This window comes from Ferruginibacter paludis, from assembly GCF_030409685.1.
GTDB lineage: Bacteria > Bacteroidota > Bacteroidia > Chitinophagales > Chitinophagaceae > Ferruginibacter > Ferruginibacter paludis.
The window spans coordinates 66,189-90,327 of record NZ_JAUFQJ010000005.1 but is presented as its reverse complement, the minus strand read 5'-3'; the positions used below and the strand labels follow the sequence as shown (position 1 = coordinate 90,327).

Genomic DNA, 24,139 nt, shown 5'->3' with positions numbered 1-24,139 from the left:
TTTACCTGACCGGATTATTGAAACAATAAAATTACTATCTTCAGACAAAGGAATCAATCACGAACAATCCCAATTATTATGACGTTAAAAAGAAGAAATTTTATAAATCTGTCTGCTATGGCAGTTGCCGGAGGAGTAGTTGCAGGCATGAGCTCGTTTACAACGCCTGAAGAAAAAGAAAGAGCAGCAGGTGCTGCAAATCAGCTTCCATTCATGCCCGGGGATGTGGCACCCATTACTGTAAAAGAACGGGAGGCAAGGATTGAGAAGGCGCAACGCCTGCTGACGGAACAAAAGATGGGAGCATTGATTATGGAGTCCGGTACAAATTTGAAATATTTTACCGGTATCAGCTGGTGGCCAAGTGAGCGTACGATGGTGGCCATTATTCCGGCAAGTGGCCCTGTAAGATATGTATGCCCTGGTTTTGAAGAAGCCCGTTTTCGGGAGCAGATCATCATCGGTAAAGATGTATACGCCTGGCAGGAAGATGAAAGTCCTTATAAACTCATAGCAAAAGTGTTGAAAGATGCCGGTGTTTTATCGGGCACTGTTGGCATTGAAGAGCAGGTACGTTTTTTTATTATGGATGGCGTGAGGAAAGAAGCGACCCACCTGAATTTTGCAAGCGGTACACCTGTTACCATGAACTGCCGGATGATAAAATCGGCAGCTGAAATAGCCTTGATGCAAAGGGCAAGTGACATTACACTGGGTGGCATTAAAGTTGGCATCAGCCAGTTGCGGGAAGGCATGTCGCCGGGCGAATTATCTTCCATCATTGGAAAAGCGCAACGTGATTTAGGCGGCGATGCCGATGGGGCATTGTGTCTTTTTGGAGAAGCTGCTGCATTTCCGCATGGCACCATCAAACCAAGGCTATTAAAGAAGGGAGATATTGTTTTAATGGATTGTGGTTGCAGGGTAGAAGGGTATACATCCGACATTACGCGTACGACTGTGTTTGGAGCTGAACCAACGAAAAGGCAAACAGACATATGGAACCTGGAAAAGCAGTCGCAGGCTGCCGGATTTGCTGCCGCTAAAATTGGTGGCGCCTGTGGAATGGTAGATGCTGCTGCACGGAAAGTAATTACGGATGCAGGTTTTGGGCCCGGATATCAACTCCCCGGCTTGCCGCACCGTACCGGTCATGGTATTGGTATGGACGGGCACGAATGGGGCAATATGGTAAAAGACAACCAGCAAAAATTACAGCCGGGCATGTGTTTTAGTATAGAGCCAACAATTTCAATACCAGGCGAATTTGGTATACGGCTGGAAGATTGCGCTTACATGACGGAGGAAGGACCCAAATGGTTTTCAGGACAAAGCAAATCTATTATGGAACCTTTTTAATACTCACTTTAGCTGCTATACATTTACTAGTATCGAATACCATCAAAACAAAAATACCTCCTGCATTTTGCGGGAGGTATTCGTTTATAAGTGTCTTTGCATAGCCAGGCAATTTATTTGCTTCCGTTATAATAAGCACAAACCGGATTCATCACACATACTTCACATTGTGGGTTGGTTGGCCGGCAGATTTCTCTCCCTAAAAATGACATGGCCATACCTGCGTCCCATTGTTTGGCAGGCAATGCTTCCATCAGTTGTTTTTCAATTTTCTTTGGGTCAGCTCCGGTAGCAATCCCCAGGCGTGGCGCTACACGCACCACATGTAAGTCTACGATAATGCCTTCAGGAGCGGCGCCAGCTTCCCGCTTGATTACATTGGCAGATTTACGTCCAATGCCCGGCAGCTCTGTCAACTCATCGAGCGAAAGCGGAATGTTTTTATCGTCTTTTATTTTCTTCGACAGTTCACTCAGCCATTTAGATTTATTGCCAAAATTTCTTACATCACTTATTTGCTCCTGTATGGCTTCCGGTGTGGCCTGTGAAAGCGCTTTCATGTTTGGAAAAGCTGTGAAAAACTTAGGCGCTATCTGGTTAATATGTTTGTCAGAATCCTGTGCAGACAACACCACCATCACCATTAACTGGTACACACTTTTATACTCCAGCGGGTGTTTTTTGCCAAGGTATTTTTTTAATAAAGGTTTTACTGCTTCCGGCCAGTTTACTGTTGCCATGTATAAATTTTTATGAAGTTAAACCTACAATAAATTGCAATCATTTTGGAAAAGAAAGGACAATTTTTTATCACCTTATCGTAACCGGAAACGCATAACCCCGACGGCGGCTCCATGCCCCGTCGGCGGTTAGAAAAGCTCAGTAAAATAGGAAGGAGTTTTATCAACCACCGTCAGGGGTTTATAACCGCTGACGGGGTCTCTCCGAAAGAGTATATAAGCTTTCGCTGTATTTCGTTGTTCCCTTTGTATCCGTCGTTCCGTGGTGTGAAAATGCTAACTGAGTTTCTTGATCTTAATATTTCTGAAATAAATAGGAGCACCCGCATGTTTTCCCTGGAAGCCGATATAACCATGCAGCGGCAGTGTTGACATCGGGTTAGGCAGCCAGGCAGGTACTTCCGAGCCATCCGGATTTGTTTTGGCAGAAGTAAACAACTCCATATTGCATTCGTTTACCAGCGTTCCGTTTAACACAATCCAGATCATTTTGCCACGGCAGGTAATGGTAAAATGATTCCATTCTCCCGGATGCTTTAATGTTTTATTGGTAGCCGGTTTATGACCGAACACGGCGCCGCATTGCCAGTTGGGTGATACGTTGCTCCATTCTTTTGAATAATCATCCGCAATCTGTATTTCAACGGAGTGCGGTATCCAGTCTTTAATATCAGTAGCATGCACTATCACACCACTATTGGTACCCTCAGCTGTTTGAAATTCCAGGTCAACAACAAAATCATCATACTGATCTTTGCTCCACAATGCTTCATCTTTTGACGCGGTAAAAATACCGGCAGAATCTTTCCATACACCTGCAGGGAAAACAGCGTTGGTGAGCCCTTTTGTAAAAACATCCTGCCAGCCTTTTTCTTTTGTATTGGGATGTATGTATGCTGTATCCTGTGCCGCTACTTTTGTAACAGAGCAACTGCAAAAGCCAAGGACAAGCAGTGTGATTTTTTTCATATTGCAATTTTTTAAACCGTTCAACTAAAGATAGCACATCTTGGTAAAATAAGCTTCAATGATTCCCATTTGCATACGCATCAATACCGGGAGCGAATGTTGAAAAAGAGTTGCATGTTGTTCTTCCTAAACTGGGCGTCATAATGAATAACTCAGCAGGGGCACCGGGTTAATAAGAAAGTTTCAGTGACTGACCAGACTTCATCGGTTTACTTTTTTCGTTTAAAAAAAATGCCGGCCAATTTGCCAGTTTAAAAAAATCTTGCTATTTTAATTGTCAATTTCAGAAGCCATTACGCATTTACGATTGTCAAATCCACCGCCATGTCAGATACTTTATCAGTTGATCTTGCCATTATTCGGCAATGGATAGCCGCTAAACTGGAACCAGAAGTCGTAGAACAAAAATTAAAAGAAAGCGGGCTGGATGCAGCTTCCATCAGCACTCATTTAAGGGCGTTCAGAAAATTAAAAAATGCTAAAAAATTACAGGCAGGGTTTATTTGTATGGCAGCAGGCGCTTTTCTGGGCTTTGTAAGTTGTCTGCTTACCATCCTAAATCCTTTTCCTGCTTTGTACAATCTTATTTTATTCGGACTTACTTCCGTAGCCATTTGCATAATTTGCCTGGGGATGTACCTGGTATTTGAGTAACATAAATTTAATCCGCAAAGTTTTACCTGGAACTCGTAGCAGGATGCGCCTGAATTGAGTTTCATTCCATTTTTAAAAAAGATAATTGTTTAAATGAATTGTAGCAAGGAATTTGCATTACAGGGCATTGCACAAGTTAATTTCAAAATTGGTTCAATCATTATTTAAAACAATATCAGTATGAAAACAAGTATTCTTTTAGTGGCAGGGTTAATAAGTTCAATGCTTTTGCAGGCTCAGCTTAAGACCACTGTCGTTTGCCCGCCATTTGACGTGGATGTGCTGGAAGGTACTGTGAACCGGATATTTACTTATTCAACCCTGGCAGATGTTGAAAAGCAATTCCCCTGTTTTACCAGTGCCACGCCTGAAACCAATGGCAGCACCTGTGGCGGTGTTTTTTTTAAAGACAAAGACATTTCTTTTTTTACTGAAAGGAATTATATAGAGATCGGGGCACATTTTAAAGGCAAGCTAAGCATTCCGCTGATAGGGGCTGCCAGAACCAGTTTATTTAATGTGCTGGGTAACCCTTCTATAAAAGATGTAACCTGGGATGCTTACCAAACCAAATACGGTATCCTGATTGTATATTTCGACAAGGCTTCAAAAATCAACAAAATACAAATGAGCAACCGCAACGCAGCCACATTGAAATTGTGTGAATAGAGGATCGGAGTGGGGTTTACCGTTTTCAGACTGGAATATTACTTATTTACATACAACCGTACCGACCAGGTGGCCGCTTTATACAGGTTCAGCGTAAAGTTGTTTCCGTTCGACATGGTGACGTATAACTTTACGGGGAACCTGTCAATATCATATGTAACATGAAACCTGGTAGGAGTTTCTACTGTAGATAACTTTCTTATGATCGCCTGGTCACCCGCAACAATATCTTCCAGTCTTAAAACATAGCCGGGCTGTCCCTGAAAATCGGAAGGGACACCGGTTGGAGAACCTGAAGTTGTAGATATTTCAAAGCTGATGGTGCGGCCTGACTGAGGTGTAGCTTTAATCTCATACCGGTCAAACATGGTGGCGCCGTTAAAATCGTAGGTTTTATAATCTTTACCACGGTAGGTATTGCCGCTCCAGAACCCTTTGATGGTGCTGTCAGCTTTTCCATTGTGCATATAATGCGTTTCGCCTTTGCCTTCCATTTGGCCGTCCTGGAAAAAGCCGGCATGGTAAGTACTGTCGTCATAATAATAAACACCGGCTCCGTTTGGTTTGCCATTCGCAAATGTGCCTTTATAATGATGCTGGCCGAAGGCTTCGCCCTGCCCGCTGGCAAGGCCGTTTTTACACTCACCTGTGTAGCGCATATTCAATGTTGGAGTAAGTACTTTACAGGCCTGGGAGGAATCCTGTGCGGCAATCACACCGCAATGGAGCAGTAAAACTAAAAGAAGGATTGCAAAGCTATTTTTCATATGACAATGGGTTAGCGAAGCGAATCAGCTGCGCATTTTTTAAAGATAATGATTATTACGATTAGCCGGATAATACTCTCAACTCATAAGCAGGCCGGCTAATCAGGTTGAAGGAAAACAGGTGCACGTTATGTTCATCCGGAGGATGAAATTGGTAGCCATCCTGTAGATTTTTTCTAAGAATTCACCTTGCCGGTTCAAAAACTTTTACCCAAAAAATGATTTCTGTATTTATCTATGCAATAAATGTCTGGTTTCCTGTAATTTCGCAATCCTAAAATTAAACTACATGCACATTTCTTCTTTATTGGATCGCTTTGCAGAACCTGAAACACTTAAAATGGCCAAACTGGGTCGTGAATTAAGGGCAAAAGGAGTTGACGTAATTGACCTTAGCCTTGGAGAACCTGATTTTGATACACCTCAGTTCATCAAGGATGCGGCTATAAAAGCTATCAACGACAACTGGAGTCATTATACTCCGGTAGCGGGTTTTGCAGATTTAAGAGAAGCAGTTTGCACCAAATTAAAACGCGACAATAACCTGGATTATAAGCCTGAAAATATTGTTACTTCTACGGGGGCAAAACAGAGCCTGGCCAATGCCATTTTAGCGGTGGTAGACGACGGTAACGAAGTGGTAATTCCTACGCCATACTGGGTTACTTATTCAGAACTGGTTAAAATAGCCCGTGGTGTTGTGGTGCAGGTAAGTACCAGCCTGGAAAGTGGTTTTAAAGTTACACCCGAACAACTGGAAGCAGCCATTACGGATAAAACAACCTTGTTCATGTTTTCCTCTCCCTGCAACCCATCCGGCGCAGTGTACAGTAAAGCGGAACTGGAAGGTCTGGCCAACGTGTTAAGAAAATACCCGAATGTTTATATCATTGCAGATGAGATTTACGAATACATCAATTTTGTAGGCAAGCATGAAAGCATTGCGCAATTTACCGACCTGAAAGAAAGGATTATCCTGATCAATGGTCTGAGTAAGGGTTTTGCCATGACCGGCTGGCGACTTGGCTATATCGCGGCCAATGTGGAAGTAGCTAAGGCATGCGAAAAATTACAGGGCCAGTTCACAAGTGCCACTTGTTCTATCACCCAAAAAGCCGCAGTAGCAGCATTAACCGGTGATCTGAAACCTTCTATGGATATGACGACTGAATTTACCCGCAGAAGGGCTAAAGTAATGGAAATAATAAAAGATGTTCCCGGCATTAAATGCAGCGAACCGGAAGGCGCTTTTTATATTTTTCCTGATGTATCTTCTTATTTTGGTAAATCAGACGGTGAAAATGTAATTACCAATTCGGCCGATTTTTCGATGTACCTGTTAAATACAGCGCATGTATCTTCTGTAATGGGGGATGCATTTGGCGAGCCAAAATGTGTTCGCTTTTCTTTCGCCAACAGCATGACAAACATTGAAAGAGCCTGGGTACGTATTATTGATGCGTTGGCTAAATTGAAGTAAGTGAAAGCTTAAAGCGTAAGGCTGAAGGCCTAAAGCAAAAGGATAATACAAAGGCGGAAGACGGTCGTAAAAAGTGATCGTCTTCCGCCTTTGTATTTGCACAAGCGTTCAGCTTTCAGCCTTTAGCCTTCAGCCTTAGCCTTCAGCTTTCAGCCTTTAGCTTTCAGCTTTCAGCCTTTTGCTTTTGCTTCCAGCTTCCTCCCTTAAAATCGCATCCAGCTTTAACACCTGTGGTATTAAAAGTTCCTGCTCATCGTTGTTGATTATATAATCACATAAATGCATTTTGTCATCTTCGTTCATTTGCTTGTTTAGCCGGGCCGTAACCTCTTGTTCCGTTATACCATCTCTTTGCATTACCCGTTGTATCCGCAGGGGAGCAGGGGCAAATACACCGATTACTTTATCCAGCCATTTTTCGGCTCCGCTTTCAAATATCAGGGCGGCTTCTTTGATGGCATAGGGAGCGGTTTGTTGCTGCATCCATTTGTCCGCATTGGCAATTGTGGCGGGATGTACAATGCTGTTTAGCAAGGTAAGCTGTGCCGGGTTATTAAACACTTTCTCTGCAATGAATGGTCTGTTCAATGTGCCGTTCCTATAGCTATCTGTGCCAAATGCGCCGATAATTTTTGCTTTAAGATGCTCATCTTCATTCATCAATTTTTTGGCAGCATCATCTGCATAAAAAACAGGGATGCCCAGCAACCCGAATATCTTTGCAACCGTGCTCTTACCGCTGCCGATGCCTCCTGTTATGCCAACTTTTAAAACCAACGTTTTAATGGATAATTTTTTAATTGATAATTGATAATTAAAACCCGTGTATTATTGTTTGCAGCATTTTCCCGGATGGTAACTGCTAAAAAAACCGGTCGTTTTACGACCGGTTAAAATTATTAATTAAATATTGTATTCCTGTATTAATTCCCTTTCCGGGAACAGAGATTATGCTTTTGTTTCAGCTGCCGGCTTATTGATCGCTGCAGTCATTTCCATACTTACCGTGCTCTTCTCAATTTTAAGATAACTGCCCGGGCTCACTTCAAGGCTCAGGGTACCGTCTTCGTTTACTTTATTAACCGTGCCATGTATGCCCGCGATGGTTACTACTTTATCGCCTTTTTTAAGATCGGATATAAAGGTTTTTTGTTGCTTTGCTTTTTTCGCCTGCGGACGAATCATAAACATCCAGAAAACTAAAATCATCAGGCCCATAAAAATTAAAGAAAAACTGCTGCTGCCTTTTCCCTGGGGATCCATCATCAAAAAAATACTAAGTGAATGCATGTGTTGTGAAATTGATTATTAAAAATGAAATGTTTTTTATTTTTTGGCTGTGATATCTCCTCTTAAAATCAAGGGAGGAAAGGCAGGGTTGGCATTCGAAATTACGGTGATCGTTTTTTCATTGTGTCCCACTTTACCCTGGCTGTTAAATACAACTTTTATAAAACTTGTTTCACCGGGCATTACCGGCTTTTCAGGTTTTTCGGGAACCGTACAACCACAGCTGGCATGGGCATTGGTAACTATCAAAGGTTTGTCACCTGAATTTTTAAACCTGAAATTATAGGATACTTTTTCTCCTTCAGTGGCAGTACCAAAATTATAAGCGGTGTCAATGATCTGAACGGTAGTACTATCCATTGCTGCCATTTCTGCCATAGAAGCCATGCCATCTGCCACCTTATCTTTTCTCCGCACATCACAACTAACAATACCGGCACTTATTAAAAAGAATAAAACATATTTTTTCATTCGTAGTTTTTTGCAAAGTTATAATTTAAAAGCTGAAAGCAAAAGGCTGAAAGCGGAAAAGCAAGGCATCAGTGCGTTCATTATCAATTATCCATTAAAAAATTATCCATTAAAGCGTGCTGTTCTTAAATGTCTTCTTGTTAATCTTTCCTTCGGCACTCAGCTCTTTATGAATATTATCCAGGATGCCATTGATAAACTGGCCGCTCTGCGGGGTGCTGTATTCTTTTGCCAGATCAATGTATTCGTTGATGGTTACCCTGGTAGGGATGGTTTCAAAAAATAGAAACTCACAAATGCCCATCTGGATAATGATCAGGTCGAGGGCGGCAATACGGTCTGCATCCCAGTTTTTTAACTTGGGTTTCAGCAATTCCATACTCACTTCTTTTTTCTCCAGCGTGGTTTCCAGCAGGCCTTTTGCAAAGTCCCACTTTTCTTTGCTTACGAATTCATTGAAATTATAACTGCCGGGCTTTTGTAAAAAATTCAGCATCAGAATGTTCATCATTTCCGCATCATCATCCCAGTTAATAAAATGTTCTTCTACATGGCTGATGAAATTTTCGTTGGGCAGCATCAGGTTAGTGAAAATGAATTCAAGGATATCTTTTTCTGATTTCTTATCCCTGCTTTGTGCCTCCGTGTAATCGGCGTATTCTTCAGACTGGGCCATCGCCTGGTAGGTCTTTTTCAGCAATTCCTCATCCATCATCAGCTGCGGCTTGGTTTCAGCACATGCCGCCGCATAACCAGGTTCTTCAACAATTTTCCAGAGTAACTCGTTACCGGCTATTTTGGTATTGATATTCAGGTCCTCTTCGGAAGGTAAATGTTTGGATGCTTTTTTGAGTGCGTCTTTCTCGGAGTACCGGGCTACTTCGCTTACAAAGTAAACGAGGTAAACAAATAATTTACGGCTCTGGTCTATTTGTTTTCTTAAAAGGCGAACGGCCTCTGCAGGAGCTACTTCATTGCTCATACTGTCAATTGTGTACAGGCTCTGCATTACCTTAACCCGTATATTTCGTCTGCTGATCATGCTAAAAGAACTTTATTTGGATGGCAAATTTAAGGGATTAAAATTTGGCAACCCAAACTAGCGGCGGCAAACCATTCCAGCGGCGGTTGACACAGGTAGCTATTATAGCAGCAAACTGTCCGGCCTATGAAAAAATGTCTGCCAATACCTGTCTTATTACTGACAATCATCCTTGTAAACTGACAACTATGCCAATATTCATGTTTGGTATAAAATTAGTGCAAGTGCATTGCCCGTAATAAACGAGGCATCTACTTTAAACAAACAAAAAATCAACATTATTATGGCTAAGAAGTTAAACATTACGCCTTTGCATGACAGGGTGATTGTGAAACCAGCGGCTGCGGAAGAAAAATCTGCAGGAGGTATTATTATTCCTGATACAGCTAAAGAAAAACCACAGCGTGGTATTGTAGTGGCGGCAGGTCCAGGTAAAAAAGACGAACCCGTAACTGTAAAGGCCGGAGATGCTGTATTGTATGGCAAATATTCCGGTACAGAAATTACATTTGAAGGTGTTGAATACCTGATCATGAGAGAAAGTGATATACTGGCAATAGTTTAAAGCGAAAATGGCTCAATGTAAAAAGTAAAGCATTGTCTTCCTCATTTTCAAATTTTCAAATTTTTTAAATTTTCAAATTAAGTATTATGGCAAAAATGATATTCTTCGATATAGAAGCCCGCAACAAAATGAAAAAGGGCGTGGATACTTTAGCTAATGCAGTTAAAGTAACCCTTGGACCAAAAGGTCGCAACGTGGTAATCGAAAAAAAGTTCGGCGCACCGCAGGTAACTAAAGATGGTGTTACGGTTGCAAAAGAAATTGAACTGGAAGACCCGATTGAAAATATGGGTGCCCAGATGGTGAAAGAAGTGGCTTCTAAAACTGCAGATATTGCCGGTGACGGTACTACAACTGCAACTGTTTTGGCGCAGAGCATCATCAGCGAAGGATTGAAAATGGTAGCAGCCGGTGCAAATCCAATGGATTTGAAACGTGGTATCGACAAAGCAGTTAGAGCCGTAGTTGAAAACCTGGTTGCCCAGAAAAAAGATGTTGGCAACAACAGTAAAATGATTGAGCAGGTTGCAACCATTTCTGCCAACAATGATAATGAAATCGGTAAGCTGATTGCTCAGGCAATGGCTAAAGTAGGTAAAGAAGGTGTTATTACTGTTGAAGAAGCAAAAGGTACAGATACTACAGTTGATGTAGTGGAAGGTATGCAGTTCGACAGGGGATACATTTCTCCTTATTTCGTTACCAACAGCGAAAAAATGCAGGCTGAATTACAGAATCCTTTTATCCTTATTTATGATAAAAAGATCTCTGCTATGAAAGATATTTTGAGCGTACTGGAAAAAGTAGCCCAGAGTGGTCGTCCGTTGATGATCATTGCAGAAGATTTGGATGGTGAAGCACTGGCAACACTGGTGGTAAACAAATTACGTGGTACCATTAAAGTGGCTGCAGTAAAAGCACCAGGCTTTGGTGACAGAAGAAAAGAAATGTTGAATGACCTGGCTGCTTTAACCGGCGGTACTGTTATCAGTGAAGATTTGGGTAATAAACTGGAAGGTGTTGAACTGACTTCTTTGGGCCAGGCTTCATCTATCACTATTGATAAAGACAATACCGTGATCGTTGGTGGTAAAGGAAAAAAATCCGATATCGTTTCACGTGTCAATCAAATCAAGGCACAGGTAGAAAATACCACTTCTGATTACGATAAAGAAAAATTACAGGAACGTTTGGCTAAACTGGCCGGTGGTGTTGCTGTATTGTATGTAGGTGCTGCTACAGAAGTAGAAATGAAAGAAAAGAAAGACCGTGTGGATGATGCATTGCATGCTACAAGAGCTGCGGTTGAAGAAGGTATTGTACCAGGTGGTGGTGTTGCCTACATTCGTGCCATTGCAGGTTTGGAAAAACTGAAAGGTGCATTGAATGCGGATGAAGCAACTGGTATTGCGATTGTTCGCCGTGCTATTGAAGAGCCATTGCGCCAGATCGTTGCCAACTGCGGTATCGAAGGTTCAATCGTTGTACAGAATATTAAAGAAGGCGAAGGAGATTATGGTTTCAATGCCCGCACTGAAGTATATGAAAATATGTTTAAGGCTGGTGTAATTGATCCAACTAAAGTTGCCCGCGTTGCCCTTGAAAATGCAGCATCTATTGCAGGTATGTTGTTAACAACAGAATGTGTAATAGCCGACAAACCTAAAGAAGATGCAGGCCATAGTCATGGTGGTGCTCCTGATATGGGTGGAATGGGAGGTTACTAATACAACCGCATTTCAAAATATAAAAGATCCCCTTCAATTTTTGGAGGGGATTTTTTTTGTTTAAACGTTTGACGCCAAACTGGTATTATTAAATGGTCAGCGGTCTGTAATAAAATTATAGACCAGGTATTCACTGGCAAAGTTCTTAGGCATATGTTTTAGTCCTCATTTTTTTTGCTTGATACAAAAAGGAAGCAAAAGAATTAAGACTGCGAATAAAAGGCTTAAATTTTTATTCGGAGCCGTTTGAAGCGTATTCATGTCGGAAAGCGGGCGTATGAAGTTTCAGGCTTAACAGACTTGCATAAATGTAAGCGCTTCAATCCTTCCTTCGGGTTGAACACAGTAACTGCAAAAGATACCTCTTTCGGTTAAGTGACGGCTTGCCGGCATTCAAAAAATGCGCAGCAATATTTTTTGAAAGAAGCGAAAGCAGCATCGTTGCAGTTACGCAGCCCCGCCGGCGGCAGAGGCGAATCCTCCTACAGAAAGATATTCAGATTGCCGTGAGTCGCAGGCAAACCTTTTGCTTTTGGTACAGCTTACTTTTCTTTTTTGTCTTGATACAAAAAAGAAACAAAAAAAATCAAGGCTGCGAATAAAAAGGCTGAAATTTTCAATGCAATCCTACAATCAAGGAACTCGCTTGAAGCGTATAATACTTTGCAGTACATGCGTGCTCAAACAGCCTTGATTGCTTAACGGATTACATTGAAAATTTCTAGCACTTTTTATTCGAGGCCGTTTGAAGAGTAGGCGTTACAGAAAGGCTTTATATGGAGTTTGCGACCTTAAAGAGATTGGGAAAAATAAAGCGCTTCAATACAACCTTCGAGTTGAACACAGTAACTGCATAAGATGCCTCTTTCGGTTCAGTGACGGCTTGCCGGCATTCAAAAAATGCGCAGCAATATTTTTTGAAAGAAGCGAAAGCAGCATCGTTGCAGTTACGCAGCCCCGCCGGCGGCAGAGGCGAATCCTCCTACAGAAAGATATTCAGATTGCCATGAGTCGCAGGCAAACCTTTTGCTTTTGGTACTGCTTACTTTTCTTTTTTTGTCTTGATACAAAAAAGAAACAAAAAAAATCAAGGCTGCGAATAAAAAGGCTGAAATTTTCAATGCAATCCTACAATCAGGGAACTCGCCGCCAGAGAAAAATACTTTGCAGGTTATGCCGGATCAAACAGCCTTGATTGCTTAACGGCTTGTGTTGGAAATTTTCTAGCACTTTTTATTCGAGGCCGTTTGAAGAGTATGGCTTGTGGAAAGCATGTGTATGAAGTTGGCGTGCTTAAAGAAATTACGGAAAAATAATGCCCTTCAATCCTTCCTTCGGGTTGAACACAGTAACTGCAAAAGATACCTCTTTCGGTTCAGTGACGGCTTGCCGGCATTCAAAAAATGCGCAGCAATATTTTTTGAAAGAAGCGAAAGCAGCATCGTTGCAGTTACGCAGCCCCGCCGGCGGCAGAGGCGAATCCTCCCACAGAAAGATATTCAGATTGCCGTGAGTCGCAGGCAGACCTTTTGCTTTTGGTACTGCTTACTTTTCTTTTTTTGTCTTGATACAAAAAAGAAACAAAAAAAATCAAGGCTGCGAATAAAAAGGCTGAAATTTCCAACACAATCCTGCAATCAAGGATCTCGCCGTAAGAGATTAACACTTTGTGCTTTACGCTGGCTCAGACAGCGTTCACTTCTTGACGGCCTATCCTGCTAATTTTTAGCACTTTTTATTCGAGGCCGTTTGAAGAGTATGCGTTACAGAAAGGCTTTATATGGAGTTTGCGACCTTAAAGAGATTGGGAAAAATAAAGCGCTTCAATCCTTCCTTCGGGTTGAACACAGTAACTGCTTAAGATGCCTCTTTCGGTTCGGTGACGGCTTGCCGGAATTCAAAAAATGCGCAGCAATATTTTTTGAAAGAAGCGAAAGCAGCATCGTTGCAGTTACGCAGCCCCGCCGGCGGCAGAGGCGAATCTACAACTAGAAAGCTGTGCGTATTGCCTAATGTTTGTCAACAATATTTGCTTCGATAAACCATATTTTACTTTTTGATAAAAAAACAAAAAATTCAGGCTGCGAATAAAAGCCTGATCCTAAAAGATTAAAGCAAGGATATCGATAATATTGTTCAATCAACATTGTTAATGCGATGTTGTTTAAAATAATACAACGCATCTGCTTCATTAATCGGCCGCAGTACTTTACAGGGATTTCCTGCTGCGACTGAATCAGCAGGAATATCTTTTGTAACAACGCTACCAGATCCAATCACCACATTGTCGCCAATAGTTACGCCAGGGTTGATTACCGTATTACCACCGATCCATACATCATTGCCAATGGTAACAGGAAAAGCATATTCCCATTCCGCATTTCTTGTACTCGCATTAATGGGATGGCCGGCCGTAAAAATGCTTACGTTGGGTGCAATAAAAACATTGTTACCAATGGTCACTTTGGCGCAGTCCAGTATCACGCAGTTGTAATTGACATAGAAATTGTCTCCTGCAAAAATGTTGTACCCGTAATCGCAATGAAAGGGTGGCTCAATCAAAAAATTTGTACCTGTTCTGCCAAACAATTGCCGGATAATTTGTATCCGGGCAGCAGCTTCGGCGGGCCGCTGGTTATTGAAATCAAACACCAGTTCTTTGGCGTGCAACCGCTCTGCTGTAAGCATTGCATCAGATGCCTTGTATAATTTACCGGATAACATCTTGTCTTTTTCACTTTGCATAAGAGTATTTTTATTTGATAGAGTGGTCATTTATTTTGAAGGTAATGCCCGCTATAGCTTTCTGAAAATCTGACAACTTCGTCTTTAACAACCTTAGTAGAAATTAACAAAAGAACTGATAAACCTTATTACCATATTCTGAAGGCTAATAATGTAATAAGGTTACCATATTCTAAAAATAATACTACTAAGGTTTATTGAAGAGACAGATCATAGTGCTGCAATTGTTAGAAAGCTCTTTATCATTGATCCATGCTTAGTTATTCTCACTAAACTGCAGCAACCGGCATAAAAATCGAAAAACACTTACCCTCAATATACTTTCTTCTCTACAATTTAGCTTCTTTAAATCAACCAATTTTACTAAAGCAAAAATCCAATACTATTTCAAAACCGTGTCCGTCCCTGAGTTTGTCCTGAATTGAATATTACTCCTGAAAAGCCTCCCCAGTGGAGGTTTTTTATTGCCCTGAATTTTTCAAGTGTTTGGGTGTATTATCCATCTAAACGACAGACTTCTCAAACACCCCGCCGGCGGCTTCCGGCCCCGGCGGCGGTTAAGTGATATCTTCGGATATACGTTGATTGATTAACTTCAACCGGGCTAGTCAGGTCGTCCCGGTTTTATCAATGCTAAAAGTGGATAAGGCAGCCTTTTTCATTAACTGCCGTCAGGGTTTATAACCGCTGACGGCGCGTATGCAGATTCGTTTTAATCTGCCGCTCCCAGGTTTTCCTGTTCATTAAGGCGGGATTAATAACCGCTGACCGTATTGTTCAATGTAAAACTATTCTAACCATTCAACCCGGTAAAAATAAATGTAAATTTGAGTATTCACACGGGAAACAAATCATCACAGTTCAATTATAGTAAGCGCATACCATCAGAAGTTTGCAGGTATGAACAGTAAATCGAAATAATAAAATCATATGCCAACCATTCAACCACAATACAGCGCAGCAAAATACAAAACGCCCGCTGGTATTACACTGACCTGTAAAAACTGGATCGCAGAAGCAGCCTACAGAATGCTGTTGAATAACCTCGATCCTGAAGTGGCGGAAAGGCCCGAAGAGTTGATTGTATACGGCGGTCGCGGCAAGGCGGCACGTAATTTTGAAAGCCTTGACCTGATCTTAAAAGCATTGAAAGATTTGAATGAAGATGAGACCCTGCTGGTACAAAGCGGCAAACCGGTTGCTATGCTGAAGACGCATAAAGATGCGCCGAGGGTATTAATCTCCAACAGCCAGCTGGTACCCAAATGGGCCGACTGGGATCATTTTGATGAGCTGGAAAAAAAAGGTCTTATCATGTATGGTCAGATGACGGCCGGCTCGTGGATCTATATCGGTTCGCAAGGCATAGTACAAGGTACTTATGAAACATATGCCGCCGCTGCCAATAAAGACTTCGGGGGCACATTAAAAGGCACTTTGAATGTTACTGCGGGGCTTGGCGGAATGGGAGGAGCTCAGCCATTGGCCATTACCATGAATGAAGGGGTGGCGCTGATTGCAGAGGTAGAAGAATGGCGCATCGATAAACGCATTGAAACCAGGTACCTGGATGTAAAAATTACGGACATAGACACTGCCATTGACGCTGCGCTGGAAGCAAAACAACAGGGACAAGCTTTATCTATAGGCGTGTTGTGCAATGCCGTTACACTTTTGCAAAGACTGGTAGAAAGAAATATTATCCCTGATACCTTAACCGATCAAACGTCGGCACATGACCCGCTGGTAGGGTATGTACCGCATACGCTGTCCAATGAACAGGCGAATGTATTGCGTAAACAAAATCCGCAGCAGTATATTGAATTAAGTTATCAAAGTATGAAACTGCATGTAACGCTGATGCTGCAGTTACAGCAACTCGGCGCCGTTACATTCGATTATGGCAATAATATAAGGGCCAGGGCACAGGAGAAGGGGCTGGCCAATGCGTTTGATTTTCCTGGTTTTGTGCCGGCCTATATCCGGCCATTGTTTTGCCTGGGGATGGGCCCGTTTCGCTGGGTAGCACTGAGTGGCGATCCTGAAGATATCCGGGTAACTGATACCGTTATGATGGAATTGTTTCCCGAAAATGAAAGCATGATCCGCTGGATAAAAATGGCACAGCAACGCATCGCATTCCAGGGCCTGCCGGCACGCATCTGCTGGATAGGACAGGGGGAAAGAGAAAAAGCCGGCCTTGCATTTAATGAGCTCGTACGCACGGGAAAAGTAAAAGCACCGATTGTTATTGGAAGAGATCACCTTGACACGGGTTCGGTAGCCAGTCCTAACCGCGAAACAGAAGCGATGCTGGATGGCAGCGATGCAATTGCCGACTGGCCCGTGCTAAATGCCTTGGTAAATACGGCCGGTGGAGCAAGCTGGGTAAGTCTCCATCATGGTGGCGGCGTTGGCATGGGGTACAGTATTCATGCAGGCATGGTAATTGTGGCAGATGGCACACCTGAAGCTGCCGCACGGTTAAGCCGTGTATTGCGTAACGATCCCGGCTTAGGCGTAATCCGCCATGCAGATGCAGGCTATGATGTAGCGAAAGATACCAGCCGCAAATTTGGACTGGATATCAAAGACCGGCTTGAAAATAATCTTTAAGCGACCCTGCTGCTCCGTTGTTACAACTATTTTTTGTCAGCCCACACCTGCTAATTAGCCAAAAATCAATTGGTTATAAATTTCAGAATGGGCATATTATATTATTTGTAAAAAATATTTTATAATTTATATACATTATTCAAAATAATTTATATTTTTATAGCCGTTCGTCCATATCAGTTCGTCAAATGCTTTAGGAGGCAAACTCCACTGGGCTGAATTTCTTACCTCACATTCACTCGTCGTTTTTAAGTTAATCCATATATCTGCTGAATGAAATAGTGTACCTGTAATTGTGATCCTGCTGCTCTACCTCCCTTCCAAGATAAGTTCCTGAGCATACGCTATGTAAAAAAACTCACTTTTTTACAGGGGAATCGTATGTCCTGTTCCGGTGAAAATAAGTCGTCATGAAAACATATATTTTCCTCCCTGCAGTTGGCCTGCTGTTATGCATTTGCAGCTCAGGCCAGACAAACAATTATTTCGGTGCTTCCGGCATCCTGAACGGAAATGTCTGGAGCACAGCACCCGTAGGCCCGTATACCGCTGCGTTAAATACAAGCGGGGGCGCCATCATCTATTTCAATAACCCCGCACCAGTAACCGGTGGAACTATAACTGTGGCGGGTATCAACGCCAATGCCAACGTATCCGCCTGGGCGAACGGGGGTACTTTAGGTACCGGCGGAACGGTCATTCCAATAACAGTAGGAGCCGGGGCTATACTGAATATGAACCAGGCTGTATCAACTGCTGGAGGTACGGGTTTTAATAAAACAGGCACAGGTACGCTGGTTTTCGGCACTGGTGGCAACTACAGTGGAGGGTTTACGCTGACTGCAGGAACCATGGTAGTAAATGGTATCAATGCGATGGGGGCAACTCCAGGCAATACGCTTACTTTAAACGGTGGTACACTTTGTTCAACTGGAAATATGGCCCTTGCAGCAAAATACCCCGGGGGCATAACCATTGGAGGCAATGTACAATTTGGAGAAACTGCTGCTCCTGCTGCAGCAGCAGCCAGTCTGATTTTCAGCGATAACATTGATCTCGGCAATGCCAACCGTACCCTGACTTTAGGCAATGCCGGTACGGTATCTTTTGGTGGAATTATTTCCAACAGCGCTCCGGCCGGTATCAGCTTTTCAGCCAACAGCAATGGCAGCGGACTATTTGATATTACCAATGCAGCCAATACTTTTTCCGGACCGGTAAACCTGAATGGTGGTGAAGTACGTTTTGCTGCCGATGGTAGTTTCGGCAATCCGGCGAACGTGATTGTAATGGATGGCGGCGTTCTGCGTACCAACGCCACATTTACCCTTGCACACAATCTTCAGTTGGGCCCGGCGCCCGGAACTGCAATAAATACCCCTGCAGGTAACCTCACAATCAGCGGCACAATCGCTGATAAATCTGGTGCCGGAAACCTTATAAAAAAAGGTGCTGGTATACTAACATTAACTGGTGCGAATACTTTTACCGGTACAACAATGCTCCCGGCTCGGGGAGGTACCCTGCAGTTAAATAAAATTGGGGGCAATACCATTCCTGCAACAAATGATGTAGTGGTAAATGGTGGCGTGCTGCAAATAAGCCGTAACCAAACACTCAATAATATGAGTTTGGTGGCGGGCAATATCACTGTAGATAATGGTGTTACGCTAACTATTAATGGCACGCTGGATTATTTTCCCGCAGCGTCTATAACCCTCACGGGCAGCGGAAAAATTGCCTATGGCCCCGCCGGCATCCTAAAATACTCAGGAAATAATGCTACAATTATTAGTGCAGAAGAATGGCCGCTGGTAAATGTGCCTGCCACGGTGATTTGTAATAACAGCGCCGGTGTCGCATTACCCATTACAGGTTCCGTCACCGGCAGTCTTGTATTATCTGCCGGAACTTTTACCATCGGAGCAGGTGGTTTGCTTGATTTAAATGGTGCAGATTTAATTGTTGGCACAGGGACGCTTGCAGGCAATGCTTCGGCTGACTTTACAGTAAGAGGTGTAACAGGTGGCACTGTTGTATTGCCGTCCAATATCAGCCTGAAAAATGTTACTGTTGGTGGTACAAGAACGTTGGCACTAAACGGTACCAGCAATCTCACTTTATCCGGCAGTTTATTGGTTGATGCCGGTGCTGTTTTTGACAACGGCGGTGAAAGCCAGGTTATATACAATGGTGGTTTCGTTACCGTTAGCGGTACATTTATCAATCGTGATAAAGATAATTTTACCGGCACCAATGGAGCCATACCCGGGGTTACGACTACATTGATGCCCGGCAGTACCGTTGAGTATGCCCTCGCAGGAAATCAGGTGATCACCAAACGGGACGATTATAATGATGTTGTTTTTTCCGGGGGCGGAGTAAAGGCGCTGGCCAATGCCTGCAGCCCGGCCGGAACTGTTTTTATAAAAGGCAATACCACTGTAGATGCGGGCATTCATGTGTTTGGAAACCTGTTAACCAGTCTTTCTATGGATAATGGCCGCCTGATTTTAAGGGGTACCAGCAATCCCCAACCCCACATGGGCGGCACTTACAACCTGACGGGTGGCGTGGTGCAATTTGATTGCAACAGTGCCAGCGGCCAAACCATCCGCAGTGAAACCTATAAAAATATTGAAACTACCGGCTTGTACACCGGTAACTCCAACGGCAACATCACATTGAGTTCAAACGGAACCTTTACGGTAAAAACCGGCAGCGTGTTTGAGATGAATGACAATGCCATCATTGGCCCTTCCGGCATTCAAACCGTTACGGTGGAAACCGGCGCCACCTTTAAATGCGGCAACGCCCTTGGCTTCAACGGCCCGCTGTCCGGGTTAAACTCGCCGGCTATCAGGGATAATATAGAGACGATTATTTTACAGCCCGGCAGCACCGTCAATTATTCAAGATCCAATCCGCCGCAGGTAAGTGGCGATCAGTCAATCACCAATACCATTCCTTATCAGCACCTCGTGATTGCTGGCTCAGCCGGTATTAAAACAGCGCCTGCAGGTATACTGACTGTAAAAGGTGATTTTATAAAAACCGGTACACCCGTATTTGCACATAATAATGGCACGGTGTTGCTGAATGGCGGCAACCAGTCTTTTGCAGGTCTGCCATACAATAATCTATTGCTTGATAATACCGGAGTTAAAACACTCACAGGTAACGCCAGCATTGCCGATTCCATTCAAATCAGTAACCTGCTTACTACACCGGCAACAGAATTGTCGCTGGGTGAAAATTATATTACGTTGCTATCCGGCGCCACTAATACTGCCAGGGTGGGGGCCATCCCTGATGTAGCCGGCGTAAAAATAAATTACGGTACCAATGGCCGGTTTGTAATAGAAAGATATTATCCCCCCAAACGTGCCTGGCGATTGATTACTGCCCCTGTTACAGCGGATGCATCTACCGGCACTATCTTTAATTCCTGGCAAAACCGGGGATTGGCAACCAGCCAAAGCGGCACATTTATAACCGGCAAAAATCCTGCTCCCGCGGTGAATGGGTTGGATCCATCTCCTTTTAACAACAGTTCTTTAAAAACATTTAATGCCGCCACGCAGTTACTGGAAGAAGTCACGAACACCAGGACACAATTGATTTCAGGCACTACGGGCTCAGCGGATAACAGGGGCTATTTTATTTTTGTCAGGGGCGACCGGAGTACAAACAATCTTTTTAACCCACCCTTTGCCAATGCAACCGTGTTGAGAGACACCGGCAAAATCTTAATCAAAAATCAGTCATTCACATTTAGCGGTCTAACGCCAGGCGCCTATTACCTGGCCGGCAATCCATACGCTTCACCAGTGTATGCCTCCCGCCTGGTGGCTGCAACAACGGGTATCAACAACGGCATATTTTACACCTGGGATCCCAATCTGAATGCACAACACGGGGGCTATATCGCAATGACTTATAGTGACGTTGCCGGAGGCAACTGGATAGCCACACCACCCAGCCCCGTTGGCAAACAGGACAGCATTATACAGTCAGGCCAGGCTTTTTTTGTACAAGCGGCTGCACCTTCGGCCACCATTGCGTTTACGGAGGCAGATAAATGGCGCACGGGCAATCCCGCGGTTTTTCGCCCACTGGGCGGCAGCGTGCCAGCAGGATTTTCTTTGCGCACAGATTTATACTTGCTTAATACTGATAGCACAACAACTTTAGCCGATGGGATATTGGCTGAATATAGCGAAGGTTACAACAATGGTATTGATTACAATGATGCAGCAAAAATGCCCAACCTCGGCGAGGTCCTTGCTTTATACAGACAAAATAAATCAATCACCGTAGAGCGACGAAGCGTCTTTGCGGTAACTGATACCCTGGTACTAAACCTCACCAGAACTACGGCCCGTAGTTACCAGTTTGTATTCACCGCAACGAATATAGATCCCCTGGTTACTGCACGCCTGTCAGACAAGTACACTGGCGCAAGTACACCCATCAACACGCAGGGAAATACGCAAATTTCATTTACCATCACCGGGGAAAAATCCAGCGCAGCCCCTGATCGCTTCCGCATTGTACTTACCAGGTCTGCCAAAGCACTGGCAATAATCAGTACCAGTATCAGCGCCGAAAAACTGGGTCAAACGATTCAGGTATCATGGAAAGTTGAAAATGAAACCGGCATATCCCGTTATGCAGTACAAAAATCGCTCGACGGAGTCATTTTTAATACGCTCAGATTGGTGAAGGCTGCAGGTAAACCTATACCACTGCGCTATGCTGTGCTGGATGAAAATCCCGTTGCCGGTAATAATTTTTACCGGGTGCAGACCATTAACCAAAATGGAGAAGCGACCTATACCGCTACCGTTGCTTTGCGCTGGCAGGAGAAAGAAAAAGACATGCTTGTATATCCCAACCCGGTAACAAATTATATCATCAACCTGCATTTTTTGAAACAACCCGCCGGTGCCTACCTTATAAAAATGTATAGTGAAACGGGGCAATTAATCATGGAAAGAAAAGTTGACTACAATGGATTTGGCCGTCATGTGGCCATCGCTTTGCCTGCGGATATCGCCTGTACAACTGTTGGGTTATTGCAAATTGTCAGTCCGGATAATCGGGTTAAAATGCTGAAAATTACAATGCGGTGATCACTGATTATATTTTTTTTGATTTGTGGCAATTCGTTATCCAGGTCGCAAGTTGTTTAGTTAATCGCCGCTTGTTCTTTACTTTTTTTGTCTTGACACAAAAAAAGGTAACAAAAAAAGTCAAGGCAGCAACGAATACAGCCCGTTGCTGACAGGTAGCTTTGTTGGGCGTTGGTGCATGGTAGTTTCAGCTTTGGTAATGCTACTGTTAGGTTTGTTACAGTCAAAGCATAGCTTACATCCTGATTCTTTGATTGGGAAATTGGTATTCCTGCGGGAAATCTTTTAGTTAATCGCCGCTTGTTCTTTACTTTTTTTGTCTTGACACAAAAAAAGGTAACAAAAAAAAGTCAAGGCAGCAACGGATACAGCCCGTTGCTGCCGTATAGCTTTGTTGGGCGTTGGTACATGGTAGTTTCAGCATTGGTAATACTACTGTTAGGTTCGTTACAGCCAACATATGATTTAAAGTGTTATTCTCATTGGTGTATTTCCCGGCGCTATTTGATAATGGGTTTATATTTTTTGATTTAGAGATTGGTTATTCAGGTTGCAAGTCTTTTAGTTTATCGTCGCTTGTTCTTTACTTTTTTTGTCTTGACACAAAAAAAGGTAACAAAAAAAAGTCAAGGCGGCAACGGATACAGCCCGTTGCTGCCGTATAGCTTTGTTGGGCGTTGGTACATGGTAGTTTCAGCATTGGTAATACTACTGTTAGGTTCGTTACAGCCAACAAATGATTTAAAGTGTTATTCTCATTGGTGTATTTCCCGGCGCTATTTGATAATGGGTTTATACTTTTTGATTCAGAGATTGGTTATTCAGGTTGCAAGTCTTTTAGTTTATCGTCGCTTGTTCTTTACTTTTTTTGTCTTGACACCAAAAAAGTAACAAAAAAAAGTCAAGGCAGCAACGAATACAGCCCGTTGCTGCCGTATAGCTTTGTTGAGCATTGGTGCATGGTAGTTTCAGCATTGGTAATGCTACTTTTGGTTTGTTATAGCCAAAATAAGATTTAAAGTCTTATTCTCGTTGGTGTATTTCCCGGCGCTATTTGATAATGGGTTTATATTCTTTTGATTCAGAGATTGGTTATTCAGGTTGCCAGTCTTTTAGCTAATCGTCGCTTCTTCTTTACTTTTTTTGTCTTGACACCAAAAAAGTAACAAAAAAAAGTCAAGTCAGCAACGAATACGGCCCGTTGCTGACAGGTGGCTTTGTGGAACTGTTGTGCATAGTGGTTTCAGCTTTTGTAATTCTACTCTTCGACTTGTTACAGCCCGGGTATAGATTGGAGGTTTCTGGTTGACTGTTAACGTGTTTTGCGTACTGATTATATTTGTGTTCTTATTTTTTGATAGTTCTGTGGGCTGAAGTGTTTAGGTGACAGAGCGCTTTATTTGCCAGCAATCTCTTCTTTACTTTTTTTGTCTTGACACAAAAAAAGATAACAAAAAAAAGTCAAGTCAGCAACGAATACTGCCCGTTGCTGCCGTATAGCTTTGTTGGGCGTTGGTACATGGTAGTTTCAGCTTTGGTAATGCTACTGGTAGGTTTGTTACAGTCAAAGTATAGGTTACACCCTTATTCTTTGATTGGGGAGATTGGTATTCAGCTTGTCAGTTTTTTACTTAATCATGGTTTATTCTTTTTTTATCCGGAACAAAAATAATGATAGCACTCGTTGCTAGACAGTCTCTTAAAAGATGGCTCGAGACCCTCTAAGTAATAAAAACCATTTTAATTCGTTGAGCCTTGCAGGGAACAAAGGATAGCCAGCCAGGTATGTAATTGCAGGGCGCCCTGTCTTGTAGTTGCGCTTTACTATGCTGTTGCCTGCCTGTCGCTATTTTGAGTCAGACACGACCAGCAGCAAAACGGTTGCCTTGATAATACAGCAAGATTCCCAC

Annotated in this window: 16 protein-coding genes; 8 read left to right on the top strand and 8 right to left on the bottom strand. The window is 43.1% G+C overall.

The genetic code is table 11. The features are described from left to right. The first annotated feature begins 117 nt into the window (after window positions 1-117). On the top strand, window positions 118-1,359 hold the full coding sequence (locus QWZ08_RS09735; protein WP_290337209.1) for a M24 family metallopeptidase: 1,242 nt from the start codon (window positions 118-120) through the stop codon (window positions 1,357-1,359). A 113-nt stretch (window positions 1,360-1,472) separates the two neighbouring features. On the opposite strand, the gene QWZ08_RS09730 is transcribed toward QWZ08_RS09735, so the two are convergent. Together QWZ08_RS09730 and QWZ08_RS09725 are read right to left on the bottom strand one after the other, a co-directional pair. Then, entirely contained in the window at window positions 1,473-2,099 is a 627-nt protein-coding gene (locus tag QWZ08_RS09730) for an endonuclease III domain-containing protein (protein WP_290337208.1), read from the bottom strand. A 276-nt stretch (window positions 2,100-2,375) separates the two neighbouring features. Further along, window positions 2,376-3,068, bottom strand: a complete 693-nt coding sequence (locus tag QWZ08_RS09725) for a 3-keto-disaccharide hydrolase (RefSeq protein ID WP_290337207.1) — start codon at window positions 3,066-3,068, stop codon at window positions 2,376-2,378. A gap of 324 nt (window positions 3,069-3,392) precedes the next feature. On the opposite strand from QWZ08_RS09725, the gene QWZ08_RS09720 reads away from it, so the two are divergent. Together QWZ08_RS09720 and QWZ08_RS09715 are read left to right on the top strand one after the other, a co-directional pair. Then, on the top strand, window positions 3,393-3,722 hold the full coding sequence (locus QWZ08_RS09720; protein ID WP_290337206.1) for a hypothetical protein: 330 nt from the start codon (window positions 3,393-3,395) through the stop codon (window positions 3,720-3,722). A 180-nt stretch (window positions 3,723-3,902) separates the two neighbouring features. Next, on the top strand, window positions 3,903-4,391 hold the full coding sequence (locus tag QWZ08_RS09715) for a hypothetical protein (protein ID WP_290337205.1): 489 nt from the start codon (window positions 3,903-3,905) through the stop codon (window positions 4,389-4,391). Window positions 4,392-4,429: 38 nt separating this feature from the next. On the opposite strand, the gene QWZ08_RS09710 is transcribed toward QWZ08_RS09715, so the two are convergent. Continuing rightward, on the bottom strand, window positions 4,430-5,158 hold the full coding sequence (locus tag QWZ08_RS09710; RefSeq protein ID WP_290337204.1) for an MORN repeat-containing protein: 729 nt from the start codon (window positions 5,156-5,158) through the stop codon (window positions 4,430-4,432). A gap of 289 nt (window positions 5,159-5,447) precedes the next feature. On the opposite strand from QWZ08_RS09710, the gene QWZ08_RS09705 reads away from it, so the two are divergent. After that, window positions 5,448-6,638: a pyridoxal phosphate-dependent aminotransferase gene (locus tag QWZ08_RS09705; RefSeq protein ID WP_290337203.1), complete on the top strand. Its 1,191-nt coding sequence runs from the start codon at window positions 5,448-5,450 to the stop codon at window positions 6,636-6,638. A gap of 156 nt (window positions 6,639-6,794) precedes the next feature. On the opposite strand, the gene coaE is transcribed toward QWZ08_RS09705, so the two are convergent. From coaE to nusB, 4 genes are all read right to left on the bottom strand, one after another. Further along, entirely contained in the window at window positions 6,795-7,415 is a 621-nt protein-coding gene (gene coaE, locus QWZ08_RS09700) for a dephospho-CoA kinase (RefSeq protein WP_290337202.1), read from the bottom strand. Between the two features lie 171 nt (window positions 7,416-7,586). Continuing rightward, window positions 7,587-7,928 (bottom strand): preprotein translocase subunit YajC, encoded by a 342-nt coding sequence (gene yajC / locus QWZ08_RS09695; RefSeq protein ID WP_290337201.1) that lies wholly within the window; start codon window positions 7,926-7,928, stop codon window positions 7,587-7,589. A gap of 36 nt (window positions 7,929-7,964) precedes the next feature. Further along, window positions 7,965-8,399 carry a DUF1573 domain-containing protein gene (locus tag QWZ08_RS09690; RefSeq protein WP_290337200.1) on the bottom strand — a complete coding sequence of 145 codons (435 nt, stop codon included), beginning with the start codon at window positions 8,397-8,399 and terminating at the stop codon, window positions 7,965-7,967. Window positions 8,400-8,508: 109 nt separating this feature from the next. Then, a complete protein-coding gene (gene nusB / locus QWZ08_RS09685; RefSeq protein WP_290337199.1) occupies window positions 8,509-9,441 on the bottom strand; it encodes a transcription antitermination factor NusB in 933 nt (310 codons plus the stop codon). Between the two features lie 283 nt (window positions 9,442-9,724). Between nusB and QWZ08_RS09680 the strand changes: the two genes are divergently transcribed. Both QWZ08_RS09680 and groL read left to right on the top strand, forming a co-directional pair. After that, on the top strand, window positions 9,725-10,006 hold the full coding sequence (locus tag QWZ08_RS09680; protein ID WP_290337198.1) for a co-chaperone GroES: 282 nt from the start codon (window positions 9,725-9,727) through the stop codon (window positions 10,004-10,006). An 86-nt stretch (window positions 10,007-10,092) separates the two neighbouring features. Then, on the top strand, window positions 10,093-11,733 hold the full coding sequence (gene groL, locus QWZ08_RS09675; RefSeq protein WP_290337197.1) for a chaperonin GroEL: 1,641 nt from the start codon (window positions 10,093-10,095) through the stop codon (window positions 11,731-11,733). A 2,136-nt stretch (window positions 11,734-13,869) separates the two neighbouring features. Here the strand turns inward: groL and QWZ08_RS09670 are convergent. After that, complete coding sequence (locus QWZ08_RS09670) at window positions 13,870-14,478, bottom strand: sugar O-acetyltransferase (RefSeq protein WP_290337196.1); 609 nt, start codon at window positions 14,476-14,478, stop codon at window positions 13,870-13,872. Window positions 14,479-15,408: 930 nt separating this feature from the next. Here QWZ08_RS09670 and hutU point away from each other — a divergent pair. Together hutU and QWZ08_RS09660 are read left to right on the top strand one after the other, a co-directional pair. Further along, window positions 15,409-17,094: a urocanate hydratase gene (hutU, locus tag QWZ08_RS09665; protein WP_290337195.1), complete on the top strand. Its 1,686-nt coding sequence runs from the start codon at window positions 15,409-15,411 to the stop codon at window positions 17,092-17,094. Between the two features lie 410 nt (window positions 17,095-17,504). After that, the gene (locus QWZ08_RS09660) at window positions 17,505-22,229 is read left to right on the top strand and encodes a beta strand repeat-containing protein (protein ID WP_290337194.1); all 4,725 of its coding nucleotides are present in this window, start codon (window positions 17,505-17,507) and stop codon (window positions 22,227-22,229) included. The last annotated feature ends 1,910 nt before the right edge of the window (window positions 22,230-24,139 follow it).

Excerpts from the sequence above, each read along its gene's own strand:
- hutU (WP_290337195.1), top strand. The coding sequence starts at position 15,409 with ATGCCAACCATTCAACCACAATACAGCGCAGCAAAATACAAAACGCCC.
- QWZ08_RS09735 (WP_290337209.1), top strand. The coding sequence starts at position 118 with ATGGCAGTTGCCGGAGGAGTAGTTGCAGGCATGAGCTCGTTTACAACG.
- yajC (WP_290337201.1), bottom strand. The coding sequence starts at position 7,928 with ATGCATTCACTTAGTATTTTTTTGATGATGGATCCCCAGGGAAAAGGC.
- QWZ08_RS09720 (WP_290337206.1), top strand. The coding sequence starts at position 3,393 with ATGTCAGATACTTTATCAGTTGATCTTGCCATTATTCGGCAATGGATA.
- QWZ08_RS09690 (WP_290337200.1), bottom strand. The coding sequence starts at position 8,399 with ATGAAAAAATATGTTTTATTCTTTTTAATAAGTGCCGGTATTGTTAGT.
- QWZ08_RS09730 (WP_290337208.1), bottom strand. The coding sequence starts at position 2,099 with ATGGCAACAGTAAACTGGCCGGAAGCAGTAAAACCTTTATTAAAAAAA.
- QWZ08_RS09710 (WP_290337204.1), bottom strand. The coding sequence starts at position 5,158 with ATGAAAAATAGCTTTGCAATCCTTCTTTTAGTTTTACTGCTCCATTGC.
- QWZ08_RS09670 (WP_290337196.1), bottom strand. The coding sequence starts at position 14,478 with ATGCAAAGTGAAAAAGACAAGATGTTATCCGGTAAATTATACAAGGCA.
- QWZ08_RS09715 (WP_290337205.1), top strand. The coding sequence starts at position 3,903 with ATGAAAACAAGTATTCTTTTAGTGGCAGGGTTAATAAGTTCAATGCTT.
- groL (WP_290337197.1), top strand. The coding sequence starts at position 10,093 with ATGGCAAAAATGATATTCTTCGATATAGAAGCCCGCAACAAAATGAAA.
- QWZ08_RS09680 (WP_290337198.1), top strand. The coding sequence starts at position 9,725 with ATGGCTAAGAAGTTAAACATTACGCCTTTGCATGACAGGGTGATTGTG.
- QWZ08_RS09660 (WP_290337194.1), top strand. The coding sequence starts at position 17,505 with ATGAAAACATATATTTTCCTCCCTGCAGTTGGCCTGCTGTTATGCATT.
- QWZ08_RS09725 (WP_290337207.1), bottom strand. The coding sequence starts at position 3,068 with ATGAAAAAAATCACACTGCTTGTCCTTGGCTTTTGCAGTTGCTCTGTT.
- nusB (WP_290337199.1), bottom strand. The coding sequence starts at position 9,441 with ATGATCAGCAGACGAAATATACGGGTTAAGGTAATGCAGAGCCTGTAC.
- QWZ08_RS09705 (WP_290337203.1), top strand. The coding sequence starts at position 5,448 with ATGCACATTTCTTCTTTATTGGATCGCTTTGCAGAACCTGAAACACTT.